Raw genomic sequence first — 17,946 nt, 5'->3', positions numbered from 1 at the left:
TCATCCCCGCCATCCGCCCCTTCCGCCTAGTGCTTTCCCAGCGTGATCTGGCTGGAGTAGCCACTGCTGCTCAGGCTGTGGCGCACATTGGTGATGATCCACGGCGTTTCATCGATTTGCTTTTTGTAGCCGCTGATCACGGCGGGGCGTTGCGGCATGAGGTCTGCACGTCCGCGTGCCAGGGTGATGTCAAAGCTGTAGATGCCGCGCTGAATGCGCAGCCATTCGGCACGGGCGGCGGCCAGTGGAATTTGCGTGGATAACACCACCCGCAAGATTCGCTATCTGCTGATTGGGTTTGCAGGGGCGCCCAAATACTGGAATCATGAGTCATATGGCCTAAAGTTTGATGCAGCGATGAAGCTCAAAGAGCAGGGCCACCCCATCCAATTGTGATGGAAGCGGTGTGGGTGGCTGGGCTGGCTTGAAAGCCATGTATTGGTTGATAGTGAGCGACTGCTGGCGGCTATGAGCAGTCCTTCGTAATTGACCTTCAGCATCCGCCAATGACTGAGATCAAAATTTTTAGGCTTCACTAAACGCGACAACAGCCAATTTGCCTGTAGAAATGCAGGCGCTTACAGTATTAGACGAACTGGGCATGCCTGTTGCGTGCCTCGTAAATCTAGTTAGACCTCACCCACTCGGATCGCCAATGTTGCAACTGCTCCTTAATATCTTTCTCGCTCTTGCTTCGGGTGTTGTCGGCTCGGTGCTTACCGTCTGGTTTATGGTTCGCATCGAAGATCGAAAGCTCAAGACCGACACCCTTCGCAGAATGCTTGGCAATCGAGATGACTTAAACGGAGCAGCTTTCTGTTCGGCGGTTAATGAGGTTTTAGTAGTTTTTCGAAAAGATGAGAAGGTTCTTGCCGCCCTTCACAATCTTCTCCAAGTCGCATCAACGCCTTCAAAGCCAAACATCGACGACGCGTTGGTAGTGCTACTCAAGGAAGCAGCAGCGGCGTGCAAGTTGTCACCGAGCAGCATTCCCGACACAGCATTCCTGAAAGTCATCAATCGAGTGCCGGGAAAGCAGTGAGGTCTAACCTATCAATCAACCGGACATGCCCCGGCAAGCCAGCTGCCGGTTACCTCAAACACGTTAACAATTTGGCAGTCTGCTTTGGGTCGTTTTGCGACTGTCACAGTTTCGGCCAAAAGCTGACTTTCAAGAGCCGGGTTCATGGCGTTCAAAAATCTTTTCGGGCGAATCAACCTATCTGACACGATTATTAAGACATGAACTTCTACGACTGGATGATTGATAAGGGGTTGTCGAAGTCCTCCGCAAGAAGTTACGACGGAGCACTCCGTGGATCATTGTCCGAATGGGCAATGGATAGCGGTCTGATTTCAGGCCCTTTATTCGCTTTAACCAGCTCATCAGCCTTTGATGAGCTTTCCCAACTCATCCAGGAGCTGCCCGTCTTCAAAGAGAGAAACGCGCGTGGGCATCACATGTATAGCGCAACCTTGTCGCAGTACGCCGCATACCTCGCGAGCAATGGCGGTGATGACATGCAAGACGACGTTGAACAAATCATGAGCGATCCGACCACGACGCCGACCGAGAAAACGGCGCTTATCAAATCCAGGATCGGACAGGGTACGTTCCGAGACAAGGTGCTACTGCATTGGACCTGCTGTGCTGTAACTGGGTTCAGCGATACAAGCCTCCTCGTTGCGTCTCACATTAAGCCGTGGAAGAACTCAACGAATAGTGAGCGATTGGACCAATGGAATGGTTTGCTGCTTTCGCCAAATCTGGACAAGGCGTTCGATAAAGGCTTTATCACGTTCGATACTGATGGGTTTATCAGCCTTTCACCCCTATTCACCGAGGCCGATAAGCTTGGGATCACATCTTCTATGAGGATCGCACTGAAACCTGAACATGAGAAGTACATGGAGCATCATCGAGCAGAAGTGTTCAGGTGTAAGCAGTAAAGCTGCAAACCTTGCTGTGTGACCGTCGCTTCTCATTTCCGCAATGGCTGCTTATGGTCGGTAGCAGTCCTCGTGCAGGTCAATCAGTTGAGCGCGTAATGCTGCGTTGAACAATATCTACTCTGTTGCCTCATCCCCACCATCCACACCCTCGGCTTGGTGCGTCTCAAGCGTGATCTGGCTGGTATAGCCGCTGCTGCTCAGGCTGTGGCGCACGTTGGTGATGATCCACGGTGTTTCATCAATTTGTTTTTTGTAGCCGCTGACCACGGCGGGGCGTTGCGGCATGAGGTCTGCGCGTCCGCGTGCCAGGGTGATGTCAAAGCTGTAAATGCCGCGCTGAATGCGCAGCCATTCGGCACGGGCGGCGGCCAGGGCATCAGCCTCACTGGCAAACGTCTGGCGCAGCGTTTTGGCTCTGCCACTGATACCTGCCAGCACACTGCGGCGCGTGCCGCGCTTGATGTCGTTGTAGCAGGCTTTGACGCCGCTGTATGAGTCTCGGTCAGCGCGTGCCCAGCGGTGCTGATCGCCGTCACTGCGCACAATGATGACGGTAGGCAGCGGCTGGCCGCTGGGTGTCTGGGCCTTGCGGGCTTGGCTAAACAGAAGGGTACCATTTTTGATGGTGCACAGGCAGTCCATTTGCTTGCCCAGGCGGCGCAAGAACGAAGCGTCTGACTCATGGGCTTGGTCTGCATGCGGCACTTTGCGCACTGCAATTTCCTTGTCGATACTGGCCTTGAGCTTGTTGGCTGCTGCAATGCTTTGCACAATGGCCCCCACAGTGGTTTTGTGCCAGCTGCGGTCTTTGATGGTGCGCAGTTCATCCAGCAGGTTGGCCGCACGCGCACGCAAGGTGATGGCATCGGGCGCACCGCTGTATTCCACGGCCTGAATGGTGTAGCTGCCTTTGTCCACCAGCCCAAGGGGGAAGTCTTGCTGCGGTGCATCCTGGCCAGCACCGCCATCGAGTTGCCAGCCAATGGCCACGGTCAGCGTGTCACCGGTGTCGGGCAGTTCAATTGCACCATCGTGGTCGCTGACAACAATTTCCACTTCATCGGCTTCATCGCCCTGGTTGTCTGTGATGTTCAGACTGACAAGACGCGGCGCAATGCGGGCGCTGATGTCCTGGCCCTTGACGGTAACGCGCCACACAGGCCGCAGGTTGGCAGCGGGGCGCTCAGGCTTGCCCGTGGACTGCGCAACCGGCAGCCCTGCGCGAACGGTGGTGGTTGTACTGGGCGTACTGTTGGGCGCGGTGCTCATGGCGTACCCTGCAGCTCTGGTTGTTCGTCGTTGTACGCACTGTCATCTTCCGGCTCCAGGTCGCCCATATCGTTGCCACTGGTGCCATCTTGCGCATCGTCGGATTCATCAGGATCTTGATCCACGCGGCGCAATGACAGCGTAAATTCAATCTTGCGCGGAGTGCCATCCACATAAAACAGGGTTTTGGTTTCCTGCAGATCCATGATGACAAAGGCACCGTACACCGTGCCGCTACCCTCTACCAGTACCCATGCCTGCCCCGTGTTGGCCATGCGGCGCAATTCATCCAGGCTGGCGGGCTGGCCTGCAAACTCGGGCACCATGCTGCCGCTCAAAGTGATGGTGTCTTCGCCCGGCCCCAGAAACTGCGAGGCATCACGCCCGCCAACAATGCTTTGGGTGGGGTGCTTCCAGGCGGTGCGCCGTTGCAGTTCCTGGTAGGCCAAGGTATTGAGGCTGAAAACAAACAGCCCCAGGCAGAGCATTTGCATAGACGGTTATCCAAAGTCGTTGAAAGCGTTTTGCAGACGCGCAGCCTTTGCATATTCGCGGCGTTGCAGTTCTGCGCTGATGGCTTGCGCCAGGGCCTGGGCGTCCATGCCGGGCTGGGAGTGAATATGCATGGTGATGTTGTCACCCTGAATGGTGACCGTCGGGCGCATGGCAGCGGGCGCAGCAATGGCCGGGCGGCGGTCAATTGCCACAGCGGGCATCTCTGGAGCCGCAGCAAATGTTGGCAAAGTGATGGCCGGGCGGTGGTCAATCAGCCCTGGGGGCAACTCTGCCGTTGCCGCAAATGCTGGCATACCCACAGAGGCAGCACCGGCCATGGCCAGCGCTGCAGCGCGTACCTTGAATTGACCGGATTCGATGCCATTTGCAGCCCCCTCTGAAATCCACCCTCCATATTGAGTAAACAGCTTGGATGGACTGGCAATGCCCAATCGTTCCTTGAACCAGCTGGCTGCAGAGCTTGCAGCACCCACTACGGCTTCTTTCAATGCAGACAGCTTGCTTTGAATGCCGCCTATCAATCCATCCACGATAAAGCTGCCAAAGTTGCGGAATTGCTCAGGCACCTGAATGCCCAGCGCAGACAACGCCGCAGTAATGGCATTCCACAGCACACCGAAGGGCGAGAAGTTCAGCAGGGCAGCCATCCAAGCACCCACGCCGCCGTCCAGCAGGTTGCGCACACCTTCCACCAGCCCCGTCAAAACCCCCTGGGCTGTACTGACCACGGCATTCCACATGCCAGACAGGATGCTGGCCATGCGGGCGGAAAAGCCGTTCCACCAATCACCCAAGTCTTGCCAGAGCGCTTTGGCACCGCCACAAATGGCATCCCAATTGCTGTATAGCATCCAGCCAGCCGTTACCAGCAGCCCAATAGGCCCCAGAATGCGCAGCAGCATTGGCGCGGCACGAACTAGCAGCGGCCCCAGGCGGGCAACCATTGCCGCAACTCCTTTGATGCCCGCCACCAGACTAGGCAATTTGAAGCCCAGCAGACCAAAGCCAAAGCGCAGCAGCATGACCTTGCCGTAGATAAGGCCCAAGGGGATCAGCAGGACTCCAAGTAAGGCAGTAAAGGCCGAAATTGCAACCAAGCCTCCAAGTACCCACTTGGCAAGCTCTTTGTGCTGCATCACAAAAGCGGAGAATCCCTCAATGAGCGGATTGACTGCTTTCATCAGTGAAACCAAGGCTGGCTCCAATGACGAGCCTATGGCGGCCTTCAGGTTAAAGGCCCGGTTTTGCGTCATCTGCCATTGCGCGGAAAGCGTTTGATTGCGCGCATCTGCCTCCCTGGCCATGGAGCCTTGGGACTCTGTGCTGTTAGCCAACTTGAGCTGACGCTGGAACTCTTCCGGCTTATCGACCAGCTTGGCCAAGGTGTCGCTATGCTCCATTCCAACCAGCTCGACCATGACGCCGATGCGTTTGTCCTCTGGTAGCTTTTGAATGGCATTGACCACCTTCATCAAAGTGTCGGTGGCATCCTTAGCCATTCCTTTTTGGACAGCGTTGCTGTTAAGGCCCACTTCTTTCAATGCAGACTGAAATTTTTTGGTGCCTTTCGTTGCTGCCGCGAATTTCTGGATGATCGCGTTTGCTGCCGTAGCCGCAGTTTCTTCACGTTCCCCCAAGGTGAGAAGCGTTGACCCCAGCGCTGCCGCATCCTTTTCAGACATGGCTACGGTGGAGATCACCCCGGATGTTCGATTGAGGAAGCTGATGATGTCGCCGCCTTTGCTGATGGCGTTGTCATCGAGGTAATTGATGGAGTCAGCCAAACTGCGGATAGATTCGATGTTGTCCGTGGGAATCTTGAAGTTCTTGGCAACCTTGCCCATTGCTTCGGTGATTTCATCTGGAACGGCATCAAATGCGGTAGCCATCTCTGAACTCATCAGAGTGAACTCGGCCAGCTTATCGGTCGGCACCTCCATGCGTGCCGCAGCCGTCACCATGTCGGTGATGGCGGTTGTCGCAAGAGGAATTTGCTGACTCAGTCCCCGAATCTGTTCCTCAATTGCGTAGTAGACGGGCGTGAGATTTCCTGCGCTACTGCGGGCACCTTCGACCTGCCGTGCGATGCCTAGCATGTGATCTTGGTGCTGGGCGTATTCCTGCACAGGGTTCATTCCTGCCTGTACGCCCTTGCGGCCAGCAGCGAACATTCCTCCACCTAACGCAGTCACCATCCCAGCATGCACCATCGCTTTGCCGTGCTGGGCCTTGAGTGCGCTGATTTTTTCTTGCTGCTCGTGCAAACGTGCCAGGGCCTGCTTTTGCCGGTCAATAGATGCGCTGCCCTGGTCAATGCGGGAGCGTAGCTCTTTGGAGCGCAGCCCCAGCCGGTCTGTGCTTATGCCAGCCTGCTCCAGCCGCTGCTTGTAGCCTTGCAGGCGCTCTTGTCCGTTGTTGATCCTGCCACTGAGTTGTTGAATGTTGCCCTGGGTGTTTTTGATCTGCGCCCGGTACTGATTCAGGGTGGACTTGGAGCGCTCATAGGCGCTCTGGCTGTTAAACAGGGAAGCACGGGTTTGTTCCAGCTGCCCAATAAATGCGGGCGTTACCTCGGCACCGTTTTGCAGGGCCGCAGTCATACGCGCATGAGCTTCACGCGAGGTTTTCAGCGATGCCGTGATGTGTTTGTGCCGCTCTCGTGCATCAGTCAACTGGCCATTGGTTTGCGCCAGCTTGCCCTGCAGCGCTTGCAGCTCACGCTGCTGGCCGCGCAATTGCACGGTGGTGGTGCGCAGGCCCGTGATGTCACGCTGGGCCTTTTCCATTTCGCGCACTTGCTCACGGGTTGCCTTGAGTGCGGCTGCCGCATCCTGGCTGCCAGCCTGAATGCCACGCAGCGGGGCTGTGACCTTGTCTTTGAGTTCCAGCAGAAGCTGCAAACGCTTATCCATGCGCGGCCCCTTGGGCTGCGCAGGCAGCGGTACTTACCTGCCCAGCAGCATGCGCATGACAAAGCCACCCGCCAATGCGCAGAAGTAGGCCGCCATGACTATTGCGCTCACCAGTGTGAGGAAGCCCAGCGCAATCAGTGCGTACATGATGATGTTCATAGCCCATAGTATTACATGCCCTGTTTTTGAGCACGCAAGCGTGCACGTTCGCGCCAGTCCATCAATTCAGCCAGCGACATGCAGTCCATGTCCGCAGGCCGCCAGTGAAAGATGGTGGCCAGATCCGCCATGGCGTCTTCTACGCGTTCAGGTACGCCGCACGGGCACTCTTGCGCACGAAAAAACCCGCCACCTCTGTGGCCAGCTCGGTGAGGTCGGCAGGGTCGAGGCTGGCCACCTCATGCGTGGTCATCGTGGGCGTGGTGATGCGGGGCAGCAGCTTCTGCACGGCTCCCACGTCCAGGGCCAGCAGTTCGGTCAGCTTGATGCCACGCAGCTCTCCAGCCATAGGTTTGCGCAGAGTGATGGTGCGCAGCTCTGTGTCGCCACGCTTGAGCGGGTAGTCCAGCGTGACGGTGTTGTCACCGTCGGTGGCAACGGTTGGAGGCAGTTCTGTGGTGGTTGTGGTGGTGTCTTGCATGGTGCGTCAACAGGTGTAGAGATTGCGAGAGAGCACCGGGCCGTGGGCCCGGCGTGCTGGTGTGGCAGGTGGTTTACATGCCGATAGCGCGGCGCAGCTTGGACAGCATGTCTTGCCCGCGCACATTGAACAGATAGCCTGGCATGTCGATTTCAATTTCATCAACACCGTTCACAGTGAGCTTGTAGTAGCTCACGGAGATGGCATGCGTGTGCTCGGTGTCATCACCGGCTTTGGCTTCGCCCGGGTCGATTTCACGCACACGGCCACGCACCAGAATTTCCACAGCCAGGACGGCACCGGTGCTGTCATCTTCGTAGGCACCGGCAAAGCGCCACTGGTTGGCGTTGTGCGTGGACGCACCGAAGGCGCGGTAACCATCCAGCAAAAAGCCGCCCGCCTTGAAGGTGAGTTCCAGCTTTTCCAGGCCAAGATCCACATCAATGGGGCCGTGCATACCGCCGCCGCGCCACTCTTCCACTTTGCGGGTGAGCTTGGGCAGGGTGACGGAATCAATCTGGGCACGCCAGAGGTCGCCGTCACCGAAGAGGTTGAAGTTTTTAAGTTTGCTAGGCAAAGACATATTGGTTCACTCCGGGTCAGGCTTGGATGGCGGCGGCAAATTCAGCCAGGAAATCGTCCGTGATGGACTGCTCAAAGATGAGGTTTTCCAGCGGCGGCACAGGGGTGTAGCGGTAGCTGATAAGCAAGCGGCCAGCTGCAAGGTCTTCCTTGCTGTTGCGGTCGGGGTCAAAGTAGGCTTCGGCGCCAATCAGATAACCACCGTTGACCAGATCGCGGAAGCGGCTATTGATGAAGCCCAGCATGTCGCGCACCAAGCTGGGGTGCATGGGCTTGTCAACGAAGGTGAAGTGCGCCTCGGCAATGGTGTCTGCCAGCACCTGGGCGGTGCGTGTGTAGTTCTCAAAGGCAAAGCGCCCGCCTTGCTCTTCACAGGTGCGTGAGCCCCAGAAGCGATAGCCGCTGCGGCGGATGATGGTGGTCACCTCCTGCGCGTTCAGATAGCCTGCATCGCTGGCAGGGTTCTGCAAGTCAAAGAACACAGGCACGGTGACGCCCTGGGGGCCGTTGATAACGGCATTGCTGATGTTCTTGTGCCAGCCCACTTCCTGATCCAGCTTGGCACGCAAGCCCATGGCGTAGGCGACGGCGCTTTGCGTGACCACCGCGCCTTTGCCGTCTTCCCCGGCGTTGCTGTCCCAGGCCAGGAAGTTGGGGTAGAGCACCATGACCTCACGCTGGCCAAATTCCTTGCGGTAAGCCGTGGCCTGCTCTTTTGTTTGCGCGTAGTTGCCTGCGGTATCTCGCGCAGCCACATAAGTGAAGGCGCGCAGCGCCTGGGCAGCACTGGCCAGCGCATTGGCAACTTCTTGCGTGTCCAGCTCTGGCACACCGATGATGCGCGGCTTGACGCCAAGTTCACTCTCGGCTGACAGCAGGGCCTGAATGCCTGTGCGCTGGCCTGTGGGCAGTACAGAACCAATGATGTTGGAGACGGTTTCAGACGCCTCCGCACCTTCCTCCACGCGCACCACAATGGTCAGTGCGCGGGATTGTTTGCTGATGGCATCCAGCGCACGGGCGAGGGTGCCACTCTTGCCCGCTTTGCCAATGCCACCGGCGGGGTTGGTCAGCAATACGGGAGTGTTGATGGGAAAGGCATCATCGTCAGCTTCCGGCGCGGTGGCCACCAAGCCAATAACGGCGGTGGAGACAACGCGGATAGCCGCGCCTGCGCCCGTAGTTTCAATGACTCGGACGCCGTGGTGATAGTCGGTTGCAGCCATGTGGCAGGGCTCCTGTTGGTGTGGAGCCTCTATGCTCACTCGAGCTGCACGCAGCGGCCAGCAGCGGCTGTTGTGGCGGTTCAGGTGACGGAAAAATGGATGCGTGCGCGGGATTGCTGCCAGCGTTTTTCCATCTGCATTGCGTCAGACTTGTACTGTCACGGCATAGCTAAATAGCTCATCCATATCTGTCTCTGACAGCTGTAGCAGCTGGGCCAGAAACTGCATGGTGGGGCTCTTGAGTTCCCAGGACGTGGCGCGTTGATAGCCGATTTTTGCGGTGTAGCGCTGCACGGGATCCGGGATTTGCTCAATCGCTGCAAGCACCTGATCTTCGGTGATGCCTTTGATGGCAAACAGTGCCACAAGCCCCTGGGCAGGCGTGCACTGCTGTGGCGGTGCTACCACTGCAGGCGGTGGATTCAGGTGGGCCTGAATTTCCTCTTCGGTCATGGCCCGTAAGGTGGGCGAGATGTAGCCGTCTTGGGAACCGTCGGCCTCGTAGGCATAAACAGTGCCCGCATCATCTGTGAAGTATTTGTGTTGCCTCATCTCAATTCTGCCCAGATATAGATTGCATCGCCTTCAAATTCGCTCACCAAGTAAGTTGCCCCAGCGGGAACAATGCCCGTGACTACCGCATCTTTTTCACCGCTACTAAATCGTGTCACGCTCCGTGCAACTCTGATGGAGTTGATATACAAGGAAATTGATGCTGCGGTGTTGCCGTCAGCGCGGCGAGAAGTCACAGATATAAAAATCGGTCTGCCGGTGGTGTTGGTGTAGGTGGTGCCCACAGCACGCGAAGCTGTGACGTCTTGCCACGATTGCCCAATTCCAAGCGCATGCAGCCCCACAGTTCCTGCTGCCGTCAGTCGGCCCTGCGCATCCACGGTAAATGTTGGCACTGCGCTGGAACTGCCATAGCTGCCCGCAGTGACTGCGGTATTGGCCAGCGAAAAGGTGCGGTTGGCCGTCAGGTTGCCACCCCCTGTCAGGCCCGTGCCTGCAGTGATGGTGCGTGCAGCCAAGGCACCATCGGTGATGCCATAGCCTGCCAGGGTGGTAGGGGTTCCGGTGACGCTGCCCCAGGCAGGCGTGACCACGGCAGAGCCCGCAGCCGTGAGGCGGCCCTGCGCATCCACCGTAAACGTTGGCACCACGGAACCACTGCCGTAGCTGCCTGCTGTAACGGCAGTATTTGCCAGGGCAATCGTGCGGTTGGCCGTGAGGTTGCCGCCGCCGGTCAGGCCCGTGCCCGCTGTGATGGTGCGGGCAGCCAAGGCTCCATCGGTGATGCCATAGCCTGCCAGGGTGGTCGGTTTGCCGGTGATGTTGCCCCAGGCTGGGGTCATGGTTGCGGTGCCCGCAGCGGTCAAACGCCCCTGGGCATCCACGGTGAACGTGGGCACTGCGGTGGCACTGCCGTAACTGCCCGCAGTGACAGCGGTATTGGCTAGAGCAAAGGTACGGTTGCCTGAAAGGTCGCCGCCACCAGTCAGTCCAGTGCCTGCAGTAATACTGCGCTCTTCTGTCACGTTCTTGCGCCACGCAGTCCATGTAGTGTTGTAACGCGAACGCGTCCAGACATCACCATTTAGATAGTGCTGATAGCTTTGTGTCGTGATGCTGCTGCCATCATGGGCCACCGTCAGCACTCCAGCTGCAGCAACCGGGTAATTGGTGCCGCTGGAAGCGTTGGCATTCGTGCTTTGCGTATAAACGCCACGCTCTGTAATGGTGTTCAGGTCAACACCTGCACTCAGCGCCGATGCCAACGTGACTTTGTCGCCGTTGACAAGATCGGCCACGTAGAGAGTGACGGCGTGACTGTGGGTTTCCGTTCCCACGGCGTTGGTGGATGACCCTGTGATCGTGCTGGGAGTGCCCAGGGCCACGGATCGATTGGCCGTCAGGTTGCCTCCGCCTGTTAATCCGTTGCCCGCGGTGATGGTGCGTGCAGCCAAGGCACCATCGGTAATGCCATAGCCAGCCAGGGTGGTAGGCGTGCCCGTGATGTTGCCCCAGGCTGGCGTCATGGTTGCCGTGCCCGCAGCGGTCAGGCGCCCTTGTGCATCGACCGTGAATGTAGGCACCACCGTGCCGCTGCCATAGCTGCCCGCTGTGACAGTGGTGTTGGCCAGCGCAAAGGTACGGTTGGCCGTCAGATTGCCTCCCCCTGTCAGGCCAGTGCCCGCCGTGATGGTGCGGGCAGCCAAGGCAGCATCGGTGATCCCATAGCCCGACAGCGTTGTTGGTTTGCCGGTGATGTTGCCCCAGGCAGGGGCCATGGTTGCAGTGCCCGCAGCGGTCAGGCGCCCTTGTGCATCGACCGTGAATGTGGGCACCACGGTGCCACTGCCGTAGCTGCCTGCCGCGACTGCCGTGTTGGCCAGGGCAATGGTGCGATCTGCAGACAAGTCACCGCCGCCATTCAAGCCTGTGCCGGTGCTGATCTTGCGCGTTACCAGGGCACGCGCAGCAAACAGCCCTGCCACACTGGCAGCAGTGAGGGCGCGGGTGGCGTCTGTCAGTGCGTCTGCAATCGCCTTGGTGGCAAGTTGCACCACGCCCTGGCGCTCGGTGGTTGCGGGCGGGTTGATGAAGTCGGTAGCACCAAACTGCAGCGTGCTGATGTCCACACCGCCGTCCAGCACACGCAAATCCGTGGCCAGCAAAAAAATACTGGCCGTAGATTTTTCCAGAATGACTTCGGGCTGGCTGTACGTGCCCAGCAGTACACCGTTGTCCAGGTACAGGCCCAGGCCGCGCACGGTGTAGGTGCCCGAGCCATCGTCGCGGATGGTGACGTGGATGGTGTCTGCAGCGACAACATCACCGGCAATGGTGGTGATGCGCTTGATTTCGTTCGGAATGGCCGTGATTGCATCGGTGGGCGTAAATGCAGTGGCAGTGATGCCCACGCTGACAATGCGCCGCGCATTGGTGCCATCGTGGGCCGCGTTGACCAGCGCAGCCCGCCCGGCGGTGGTGAGTTTAAAGATGATGCCTGTCATGGATGCTTGGGGTTACTGCACAGCCATATCCAGCCGTGCGTAGTTGACGGTGCGGCCCACGGCTACAAGCTTTGTGGATGCCGATGTAGAAATGCCCTGAATGAAAGTGAAGTGAGAGCGCAAGGGTTTGACGCGGGAGACTTCGGCCATGACGTCTTGCACGAATTCAGCGCTGGCTTGCACACCGTCATTGCCGGTCATGGTGAAAACCAGCTCAAACGTATGGGGCGTGCCCTTGGGCGTGGTTTGCCACCATTCCCGGATACTGATTGCGCCGCCGAATGCGGCCACGGTGTCGCGCACGCTTTTGACAGTGCCGCGAAGTCGCTGCACTTGAATGGCATTGCGCACGATGGCGCGCTTGATGTGCTCAGGCCAGTCGCTGCGCCAAGCTTCCACGCCCAGACTCCATGCCAGCCAGGGCAGCAGCTCCAGCGGGCAGGTATCGGGGTTCCAAAGCCCACGGTGCGGCTGCTCGATGGCAGACAAGTGCTTGGTCAGCACTGCCTCCGCCGCACGGTCCAGCGCGGTGGCGTTGGGGGGTAAAAGGGAGTTAACCAATGGTGCCCCCGTAGTTGATGTCGATGGCTGTACACCAGCTGGCCTGCGTTGCACCCACCAACACATCAGCGGTGGGGCTTGTCAGTTCCACGCGGGCTACACCTTCGATGTGCAGCGCGGCGTAAATGCCCGACAGCGTGGGCATGCGCCCGATGCGGTGCATGGAATCGGCGTAGTCGTTGATGCGCTGGCGGGCAGTGACAAGAACGCTGGAAGAGTCTGGGCCGGGCAGTGTGTAGATGCTCCCGGAAATCTTGTAAGGAACAATGCCTGCAGCTTGAACGATGACCTGATCTGTCAGCGGGCGCACGTCTTCTGCGTTGATGGCAGCAGCCACCACATCGAGCAAGGCTTGATCGGGTACACCGCTGCCCTGGCGGGACAGTACCGACACGATGACAGTGCCCGGCGTGGGACTGGTGGCCGCAGCATCCAGCACCTGTCCGCTGGCGGTTTTGGCGTGGAATACGTAGGCACCCACAGGGCCCGCCACGCTATAGCCACGCGGCGCCATCTGGATGCGCTCCCGGAATGCATCATCAGCTTCCATCACCGCAGGGGTGGGCGGCAATGTGCCGGGGTCTGCGGCCTGAATGGTCAGGCGCTGCACGTCAAAGAATGCGGCGAGTTGATCCAGGTCGCTGCCTCGCGCATAAGCCAGCATGACGGCATGTGCGCTGTCATTGCGGTCGCTGCGCTCAACCACGAGTTGGTAGGCCAAGCGCTGCAGCCACTTGGTCAGCGGCTCTGACTCCAGCTGCAGCGTGGCGGCTATGCTGGCACGCTGTGCCTGGGGCATGGCCGCAATCATGTCAGCCTTGAGTTCGGCCAGGATGGATTCAAAGTCAGGCACAACCACCACAGCAGGTGCTGGCAGTTTGCTCATGTCGATGATCTGCGCGTTGCTCATGCCTGCAGCCCTCCAGTCAATGTGACGGACTGGCGCATGACCGTGGCCTGCCCTTGATCCACACGCTCAATCTGCAACACTGCGCGGCCAGTGGCATCCATTGCCAGCGTTGCACGGCGCAGCCGTGTGCGGGGCTCCCATTTCATGATGGCCTGGGCCGTGGCAGCCTGCAGGCGCAGGATGTTGGCGGGCGTCATGGGCTGGTCAATCAGCTTGGGGATATAGCTACCGTATCCACGGCGCATGAGCCGCGACTGAATGGGCGTGCTCAGAATGTCGGCAATGGACTGGCTGATGTGGGCACGCAGACTGATGCGGCGGCCTGTGTGGGCATCCATCATTGCGGGCCTCCGCTGGTGTCGCCACCTTCCTGCACACCTATATGGCGGTGGCTGCGCAGGCTGATGCTGCCCGCCACCACATCCTCGGTGGTGCGCAGCGTGCCCTCGATTTGTGCCGATCCGCTGGCGCCCTGGGCCACGCCGCTACCCTTCATGCCGCCCTGGTAAATCAGGGAGCCTTGGACAAGGCAGTGGCCGGTCATGGTGGTTTGCGGGCTGTCAATGGTGACGCTGCCTGGGGCTTTCAGCGTAGCGGTACCACCGGCTGGCAGCGTGGCCTGCAGGGCATGTGCAGCATGGTCGTACTGAACCACAGCGCCATCCTGGTAGCGGGTGACCGTTTGGCTGGGGCTGTTGCTGGGGGCAGGGTGGCCGGTGCTGTTGAGCCCCACCAGCACAACGGCAGCGCCCAGGTCGCCGCTGGGTGACAGCACGGTGGCTTGTTCGCCCACGGTGGGCGGGCTCCAGGTGGTGGTGCCACCGGCACGGCATTCGTGGTAGGGGCGCCAGTCTGTGGTGAGGTCGCCAATGGATACCCGCACGCGGGCGGGCTGGCCTGGGCCGCCGTGGTCTACCTCGCTGATAACGCCCACGCGCACGACGTTGTGCAGCAGGCGTTGCAGCTCGGAAATGGCAAGGGAAGGGTCGGAGAGGGGCATGCAGCCAATGTGCCGCGACAGTCTTTGCGGCGCAGCATCTGGCTGTTGTGGCGGGGCTGGTAACGGCGGTTATTAATGCGTTGGCAAGCCACTCAAACTACTTAAGCTGTTTTAGCTGCATAGAACCAGGGGTGCATAAAACGCCCCTGGTTCTAAGTTTTTGCGTTTACCCACGTGCGTGCTCGGCTTCCCAGCCTTTGACGGCCAAGGCGATATAGCGAGGCACCGGGTGCGTACCGGAGCCATAGGCGCTCATGGTGCGGGTGGTCATGCCCAGTGCTTCTGCAGCTTTGACCAGTGATAGGCCGTGGCGCGCGCGCCATTGCGCGAAGATGCGCGTGTTTTCATCAGGCGCGTTTTGCGCTTGAGCATCTAGCCACAGTGTGTCGGCACCGATCTGAATGTCGAGCTCAGGCCATTCCGCAGTCCATCCCTCATCTTCTGCAATACAGACTTTGGCAAAGGCCTTGGGATCACGCAGTGGAGCAAGCGCCGGGCTTTGTGCGAAGAAGGGGGTGAAATCTACCGTGGCCTCTGTGCCGTTGATAAAGGTCATGCGCAACCGGTGGTTGGGTAGAGCCTTGAGTGCTGCAAATCGGGGGCGTTTCATGGATGCCATTTTTTCCACTCCTTTAACAGTGCTGGCTGGTTGTCTTTCACCCACGCCAGCACTTCATCGAGCAAGGAACGTTCACAGTCGCCAGTGTGGTCCAGTGTCTCCAGGTTGATCAGTATGTCCAACCCTCCTCCCGTCAGATGCACATGGGGTGGGAGGTGGTCACGCTCACGCAATTCCAATCGATATTTGTTGCGAAAGCGTTGTTTGGTTGACATTGCTAAATTGTATAGAAATTATTTCTATACTTCAAGCTTCCACGAGGTGTTGCAGCAGGATGTCTTCTACGGCTTGAAGGTCTGCATCAGAAAAGCCCAGCAGCTCACGGCGTGGGTATTGCACCTCGGGGCTATGGGGCTTGCTGCGGTCTACGCGGTCGCGCAGGCCCAGGTGGTGGACACGGGCCACCGTTTGAACACGCGGATTGATGCCCACACTGGCCATGTCTGCGCTGGCGGCACGCGGCAAATTGCGCGCTTTGCGCAGGCCCATGAACATCTGTTTGCGAATGGCCCCTCTTTTATCGGCCAGCTGTGCACGGGGGCGGCGCGGCTCGTAAGGCGTGCCGTCCGGGTTTTGCTGGCTGGCAATGCGCTGCATCTGGCTGCGCTGCAGGTAGTGGGCCACGTCACGCATGGCTGCCCGTCGCTGCTGGGGTTGCAGCTTTTCTAGCAAAGGCTGCGCCCAGGCGGCCAGCTCTTGCAGTGGGTCAGCCATGGGCAGCATCCTGTGTGATATGCCACTCGGCCCCGATTTTGTCGCCCAGGTAGAGGCTGTAATCCCCTGTGGCGTAAGGAGCCGGATGGATGACTTCGCCCTTGTGCGTGGCAGTCAGGCGGCGGCCAGCAGCGTCTGTGGACTCGGCCACGATCACGGATTCCGTAAGGTCGATTTCGACCACGATGTCCATCTTGTCATTGGACAGTGGCTCTGCCTCAAAGCGCAGGGCTTTGCTGGCCTTTTCCTTGTTTTGCAGCAGGTCAGGTTGGCTTGTGGACAGCCACGCCAGCAGCGGGATGGCCAACAGATCCAGGCTGCCCACAAAGTCGAGAAACACAATGCGCAGGGTGAAGCGGTACTCAAACGACAGCGATTCCCCGCTTCGCGCCACGATGTTGCCGCGCTCCACAAAGATTTTTAGTTGCTGCGGATCGGTGGCCAGCTGCGGAATGCAGCGGCGCAAATATTCACGCAATGCGCTGGGCTTGTTCATGGTGTTGCGCTCAGGGTTTGCTGGACGGCGTGGTAGCGGTCAATGCAGGTGTTGAGTTCGCGGATGGCATCGTCGCCTTGGGCGGTGATGTGGAGAAGCGCTGCAGCATCTGCTGGGTCAAGTTCGGTGTGCGCTTGGACAGTCCCAGCGGCGGCACGGTCGGTGTTGCCCCCGGCGCTTGGCGCGTGGGTGGTGCGGACGTGCAGGCGGATAGCGCCGCTGCGCAAATCAGTGCCCAGGCGGGCGACGGCTTCTTGTGCATTGAATTGCTCCTGCTGGTGTTGCTCGATGAATTGACCCAGCACACCGGCAAGCCGGTTGCTCTGCTGGATGTTGCGGGAGAGCACATCGGCATGCTGCGCAGCTTGTCTGGCTTGTTCATCCAGACGCCCGCGCTGCTCTGCCCGTTGATCCACGCCGTAGAGGATGGCCACCGCTGCCAGCGGCAGCAGCAGGCGGGCCAGCATGGGAATGAGGGTGGCGGCGTTCATGCGGGTAAAAAGGACTTGCCGCCCATGAACTCGCCCAGCGCACGGTTGAGCTGCCAGCCGTACTGGAATTTTTCGTCCTTGGGGCGGCGCTCGGCCAGCTCCAGCAGGTAGTTGGACTGCTGGGCCACCACCATGCCAAACAGCACACCCGCCCCCTCGCTGCCACGCTTGGTCAGAAAGCTGCGCAATGCGGACAGTGTGAGGGTGCCGATGCGGCCATCGGCCACAACATCGGGGTAGTCTGCCTGGTTGCGGTTCAGGACATTCAGCACGCGCTGTAGGTGTCGGCTAGCGGTGCTCTGGCCTGCCAGCACACCAAAATCCAACAGGCAGTCGGCCAGGGCAGGGTACAGCTCATGCACTTTGTGGAAACCTGGCTCCACCCAATAACGGCGCAGGTAGATGCTTTGTGCTGTTGCGCGGGGAAGGTCGCGCATAGGGCCCTGGTAGCCGTAGGCGCGGGCGGTGGCCACGGTGATGCCGTATTTGGTTTCACCGCCGCTGTCTTGCGGGTCATCGACGTAGCCGCCTTCGCGCTCGATCAGGTCGTTGATGTATTCAATGGCGCTCATGGCTTGGGCTCCTGTGCGTTGCTGCCACGGATGTCATTGCGCACCTCTTGCGCAAACTCGGTGATGGTCTTGCCTTCGCTGCGCTTGAGCCACAGAAAGACCGCAGCCATGATCCAGGGGCCAGGGATGGAAGACACCACAAACACGCAGCCTGTGATGACAAAAAAACCAGCAATGTCGGGCAGCTGCGCAAAGGTGGCCAGCCGCACGCCCGCATCGAAGATGCCGGGCCAATGCTGCATGAGTAGCACCAGCGCAGGTATGCCCAGCACAAAGCCGCTGACAAGGCACGCCAGCACGCGACCCAGCAGGTCACTGCGCGGGTCATCATCACGCAGGGGCACAAAGCGCAGCCCCAGCCAGAAGGCAATCAGGCTGGCAACGATGGGCAAGGAAAAGAGGGCAATCTTGTAACCAGCAAATGTGCCGGCGGTGGAGGTAGGTTCAGCCATGGTGCAGTGGTTTGGT

General features: G+C 59.2%; 24 protein-coding genes. 2 read left to right on the top strand and 22 right to left on the bottom strand.

Translation table 11 applies throughout. From position 1 onward, the window contains the following. Nucleotides 1-26 precede the first annotated feature (26 nt). Nucleotides 27-266, bottom strand: a complete 240-nt coding sequence (locus tag QEP11_RS11160; RefSeq protein WP_284336726.1) for a hypothetical protein — start codon at nucleotides 264-266, stop codon at nucleotides 27-29. A gap of 389 nt (nucleotides 267-655) precedes the next feature. On the opposite strand from QEP11_RS11160, the gene QEP11_RS11155 reads away from it, so the two are divergent. Both QEP11_RS11155 and QEP11_RS11150 read left to right on the top strand, forming a co-directional pair. Continuing rightward, nucleotides 656-1,042: a hypothetical protein gene (locus tag QEP11_RS11155; RefSeq protein ID WP_284336725.1), complete on the top strand. Its 387-nt coding sequence runs from the start codon at nucleotides 656-658 to the stop codon at nucleotides 1,040-1,042. Nucleotides 1,043-1,242: 200 nt separating this feature from the next. Next, nucleotides 1,243-1,950 (top strand): HNH endonuclease, encoded by a 708-nt coding sequence (locus tag QEP11_RS11150; RefSeq protein WP_284336724.1) that lies wholly within the window; start codon nucleotides 1,243-1,245, stop codon nucleotides 1,948-1,950. 117 nt (nucleotides 1,951-2,067) lie between these two features. Here QEP11_RS11150 and QEP11_RS11145 read toward each other — a convergent pair whose 3' ends face one another. The 21 genes from QEP11_RS11145 to QEP11_RS11045 all read right to left on the bottom strand — a co-directional run bounded on the left by QEP11_RS11145 (nucleotide 2,068) and on the right by QEP11_RS11045 (nucleotide 17,930). Beyond that, nucleotides 2,068-3,222: a contractile injection system protein, VgrG/Pvc8 family gene (locus tag QEP11_RS11145; protein WP_284336723.1), complete on the bottom strand. Its 1,155-nt coding sequence runs from the start codon at nucleotides 3,220-3,222 to the stop codon at nucleotides 2,068-2,070. Next, entirely contained in the window at nucleotides 3,219-3,716 is a 498-nt protein-coding gene (locus QEP11_RS11140; protein ID WP_284336722.1) for a phage tail protein, read from the bottom strand. The genes QEP11_RS11145 and QEP11_RS11140 overlap by 4 nt, the downstream gene beginning before the upstream one ends. Nucleotides 3,717-3,722: 6 nt before the next feature. Beyond that, nucleotides 3,723-6,650 (bottom strand): phage tail tape measure protein, encoded by a 2,928-nt coding sequence (locus tag QEP11_RS11135; protein ID WP_284336721.1) that lies wholly within the window; start codon nucleotides 6,648-6,650, stop codon nucleotides 3,723-3,725. A gap of 33 nt (nucleotides 6,651-6,683) precedes the next feature. Continuing rightward, nucleotides 6,684-6,809: a hypothetical protein gene (locus QEP11_RS11130; protein ID WP_284336720.1), complete on the bottom strand. Its 126-nt coding sequence runs from the start codon at nucleotides 6,807-6,809 to the stop codon at nucleotides 6,684-6,686. A gap of 11 nt (nucleotides 6,810-6,820) precedes the next feature. Next, on the bottom strand, nucleotides 6,821-6,940 hold the full coding sequence (locus tag QEP11_RS11125; RefSeq protein WP_284336719.1) for a GpE family phage tail protein: 120 nt from the start codon (nucleotides 6,938-6,940) through the stop codon (nucleotides 6,821-6,823). Nucleotides 6,941-6,948: 8 nt separating this feature from the next. After that, on the bottom strand, nucleotides 6,949-7,290 hold the full coding sequence (locus QEP11_RS11120) for a phage tail assembly protein (protein WP_284336718.1): 342 nt from the start codon (nucleotides 7,288-7,290) through the stop codon (nucleotides 6,949-6,951). A gap of 73 nt (nucleotides 7,291-7,363) precedes the next feature. Then, on the bottom strand, nucleotides 7,364-7,873 hold the full coding sequence (locus QEP11_RS11115; RefSeq protein ID WP_284336717.1) for a phage major tail tube protein: 510 nt from the start codon (nucleotides 7,871-7,873) through the stop codon (nucleotides 7,364-7,366). Between the two features lie 16 nt (nucleotides 7,874-7,889). Continuing rightward, complete coding sequence (locus QEP11_RS11110) at nucleotides 7,890-9,098, bottom strand: phage tail sheath protein (RefSeq protein ID WP_284336716.1); 1,209 nt, start codon at nucleotides 9,096-9,098, stop codon at nucleotides 7,890-7,892. A 144-nt stretch (nucleotides 9,099-9,242) separates the two neighbouring features. Next, entirely contained in the window at nucleotides 9,243-9,650 is a 408-nt protein-coding gene (locus QEP11_RS11105; RefSeq protein WP_284336715.1) for a hypothetical protein, read from the bottom strand. Then, nucleotides 9,647-12,115, bottom strand: coding sequence for a hypothetical protein (locus tag QEP11_RS11100; protein ID WP_284336714.1), 2,469 nt, complete (start codon nucleotides 12,113-12,115; stop codon nucleotides 9,647-9,649). The genes QEP11_RS11105 and QEP11_RS11100 overlap by 4 nt, the downstream gene beginning before the upstream one ends. A 12-nt stretch (nucleotides 12,116-12,127) precedes the next feature. Beyond that, nucleotides 12,128-12,676, bottom strand: coding sequence for a phage tail protein I (locus QEP11_RS11095; RefSeq protein WP_284336713.1), 549 nt, complete (start codon nucleotides 12,674-12,676; stop codon nucleotides 12,128-12,130). Next, nucleotides 12,669-13,586 (bottom strand): baseplate assembly protein, encoded by a 918-nt coding sequence (locus QEP11_RS11090; protein WP_284336712.1) that lies wholly within the window; start codon nucleotides 13,584-13,586, stop codon nucleotides 12,669-12,671. The genes QEP11_RS11095 and QEP11_RS11090 overlap by 8 nt, the downstream gene beginning before the upstream one ends. Beyond that, entirely contained in the window at nucleotides 13,583-13,927 is a 345-nt protein-coding gene (locus QEP11_RS11085) for a GPW/gp25 family protein (protein WP_284336711.1), read from the bottom strand. The genes QEP11_RS11090 and QEP11_RS11085 overlap by 4 nt, the downstream gene beginning before the upstream one ends. Next, nucleotides 13,924-14,586 (bottom strand): phage baseplate assembly protein V, encoded by a 663-nt coding sequence (locus QEP11_RS11080; protein WP_284336710.1) that lies wholly within the window; start codon nucleotides 14,584-14,586, stop codon nucleotides 13,924-13,926. Before QEP11_RS11080 ends, QEP11_RS11085 begins: the two co-directional genes overlap by 4 nt. 166 nt (nucleotides 14,587-14,752) lie before the next feature. Then, nucleotides 14,753-15,205, bottom strand: coding sequence for a DUF2442 domain-containing protein (locus QEP11_RS11075; RefSeq protein ID WP_284336709.1), 453 nt, complete (start codon nucleotides 15,203-15,205; stop codon nucleotides 14,753-14,755). Then, the gene (locus QEP11_RS11070) at nucleotides 15,193-15,420 is read right to left on the bottom strand and encodes a DUF4160 domain-containing protein (protein WP_284336708.1); all 228 of its coding nucleotides are present in this window, start codon (nucleotides 15,418-15,420) and stop codon (nucleotides 15,193-15,195) included. The genes QEP11_RS11075 and QEP11_RS11070 overlap by 13 nt, the downstream gene beginning before the upstream one ends. A gap of 31 nt (nucleotides 15,421-15,451) precedes the next feature. Beyond that, entirely contained in the window at nucleotides 15,452-15,919 is a 468-nt protein-coding gene (locus QEP11_RS11065; RefSeq protein ID WP_284336707.1) for a phage virion morphogenesis protein, read from the bottom strand. Further along, the gene (locus QEP11_RS11060) at nucleotides 15,912-16,415 is read right to left on the bottom strand and encodes a phage tail protein (protein ID WP_284336706.1); all 504 of its coding nucleotides are present in this window, start codon (nucleotides 16,413-16,415) and stop codon (nucleotides 15,912-15,914) included. The genes QEP11_RS11065 and QEP11_RS11060 overlap by 8 nt, the downstream gene beginning before the upstream one ends. Beyond that, the gene (locus QEP11_RS11055; RefSeq protein ID WP_284336705.1) at nucleotides 16,412-16,906 is read right to left on the bottom strand and encodes a lysis system i-spanin subunit Rz; all 495 of its coding nucleotides are present in this window, start codon (nucleotides 16,904-16,906) and stop codon (nucleotides 16,412-16,414) included. The genes QEP11_RS11060 and QEP11_RS11055 overlap by 4 nt, the downstream gene beginning before the upstream one ends. Further along, on the bottom strand, nucleotides 16,903-17,478 hold the full coding sequence (locus tag QEP11_RS11050; protein WP_284336704.1) for a glycoside hydrolase family 108 protein: 576 nt from the start codon (nucleotides 17,476-17,478) through the stop codon (nucleotides 16,903-16,905). The genes QEP11_RS11055 and QEP11_RS11050 overlap by 4 nt, the downstream gene beginning before the upstream one ends. Further along, the gene (locus tag QEP11_RS11045) at nucleotides 17,475-17,930 is read right to left on the bottom strand and encodes a hypothetical protein (protein ID WP_284336703.1); all 456 of its coding nucleotides are present in this window, start codon (nucleotides 17,928-17,930) and stop codon (nucleotides 17,475-17,477) included. The genes QEP11_RS11050 and QEP11_RS11045 overlap by 4 nt, the downstream gene beginning before the upstream one ends. Nucleotides 17,931-17,946 lie beyond the last annotated feature (16 nt).

It is taken from the genome of Comamonas halotolerans (assembly GCF_030162935.1).
Taxonomy (GTDB): Bacteria; Pseudomonadota; Gammaproteobacteria; order Burkholderiales; family Burkholderiaceae_C; genus Comamonas; species Comamonas halotolerans.
Note: the sequence above shows the minus strand (reverse complement) of the source record. Positions and strands in the feature narration are given on the sequence as shown.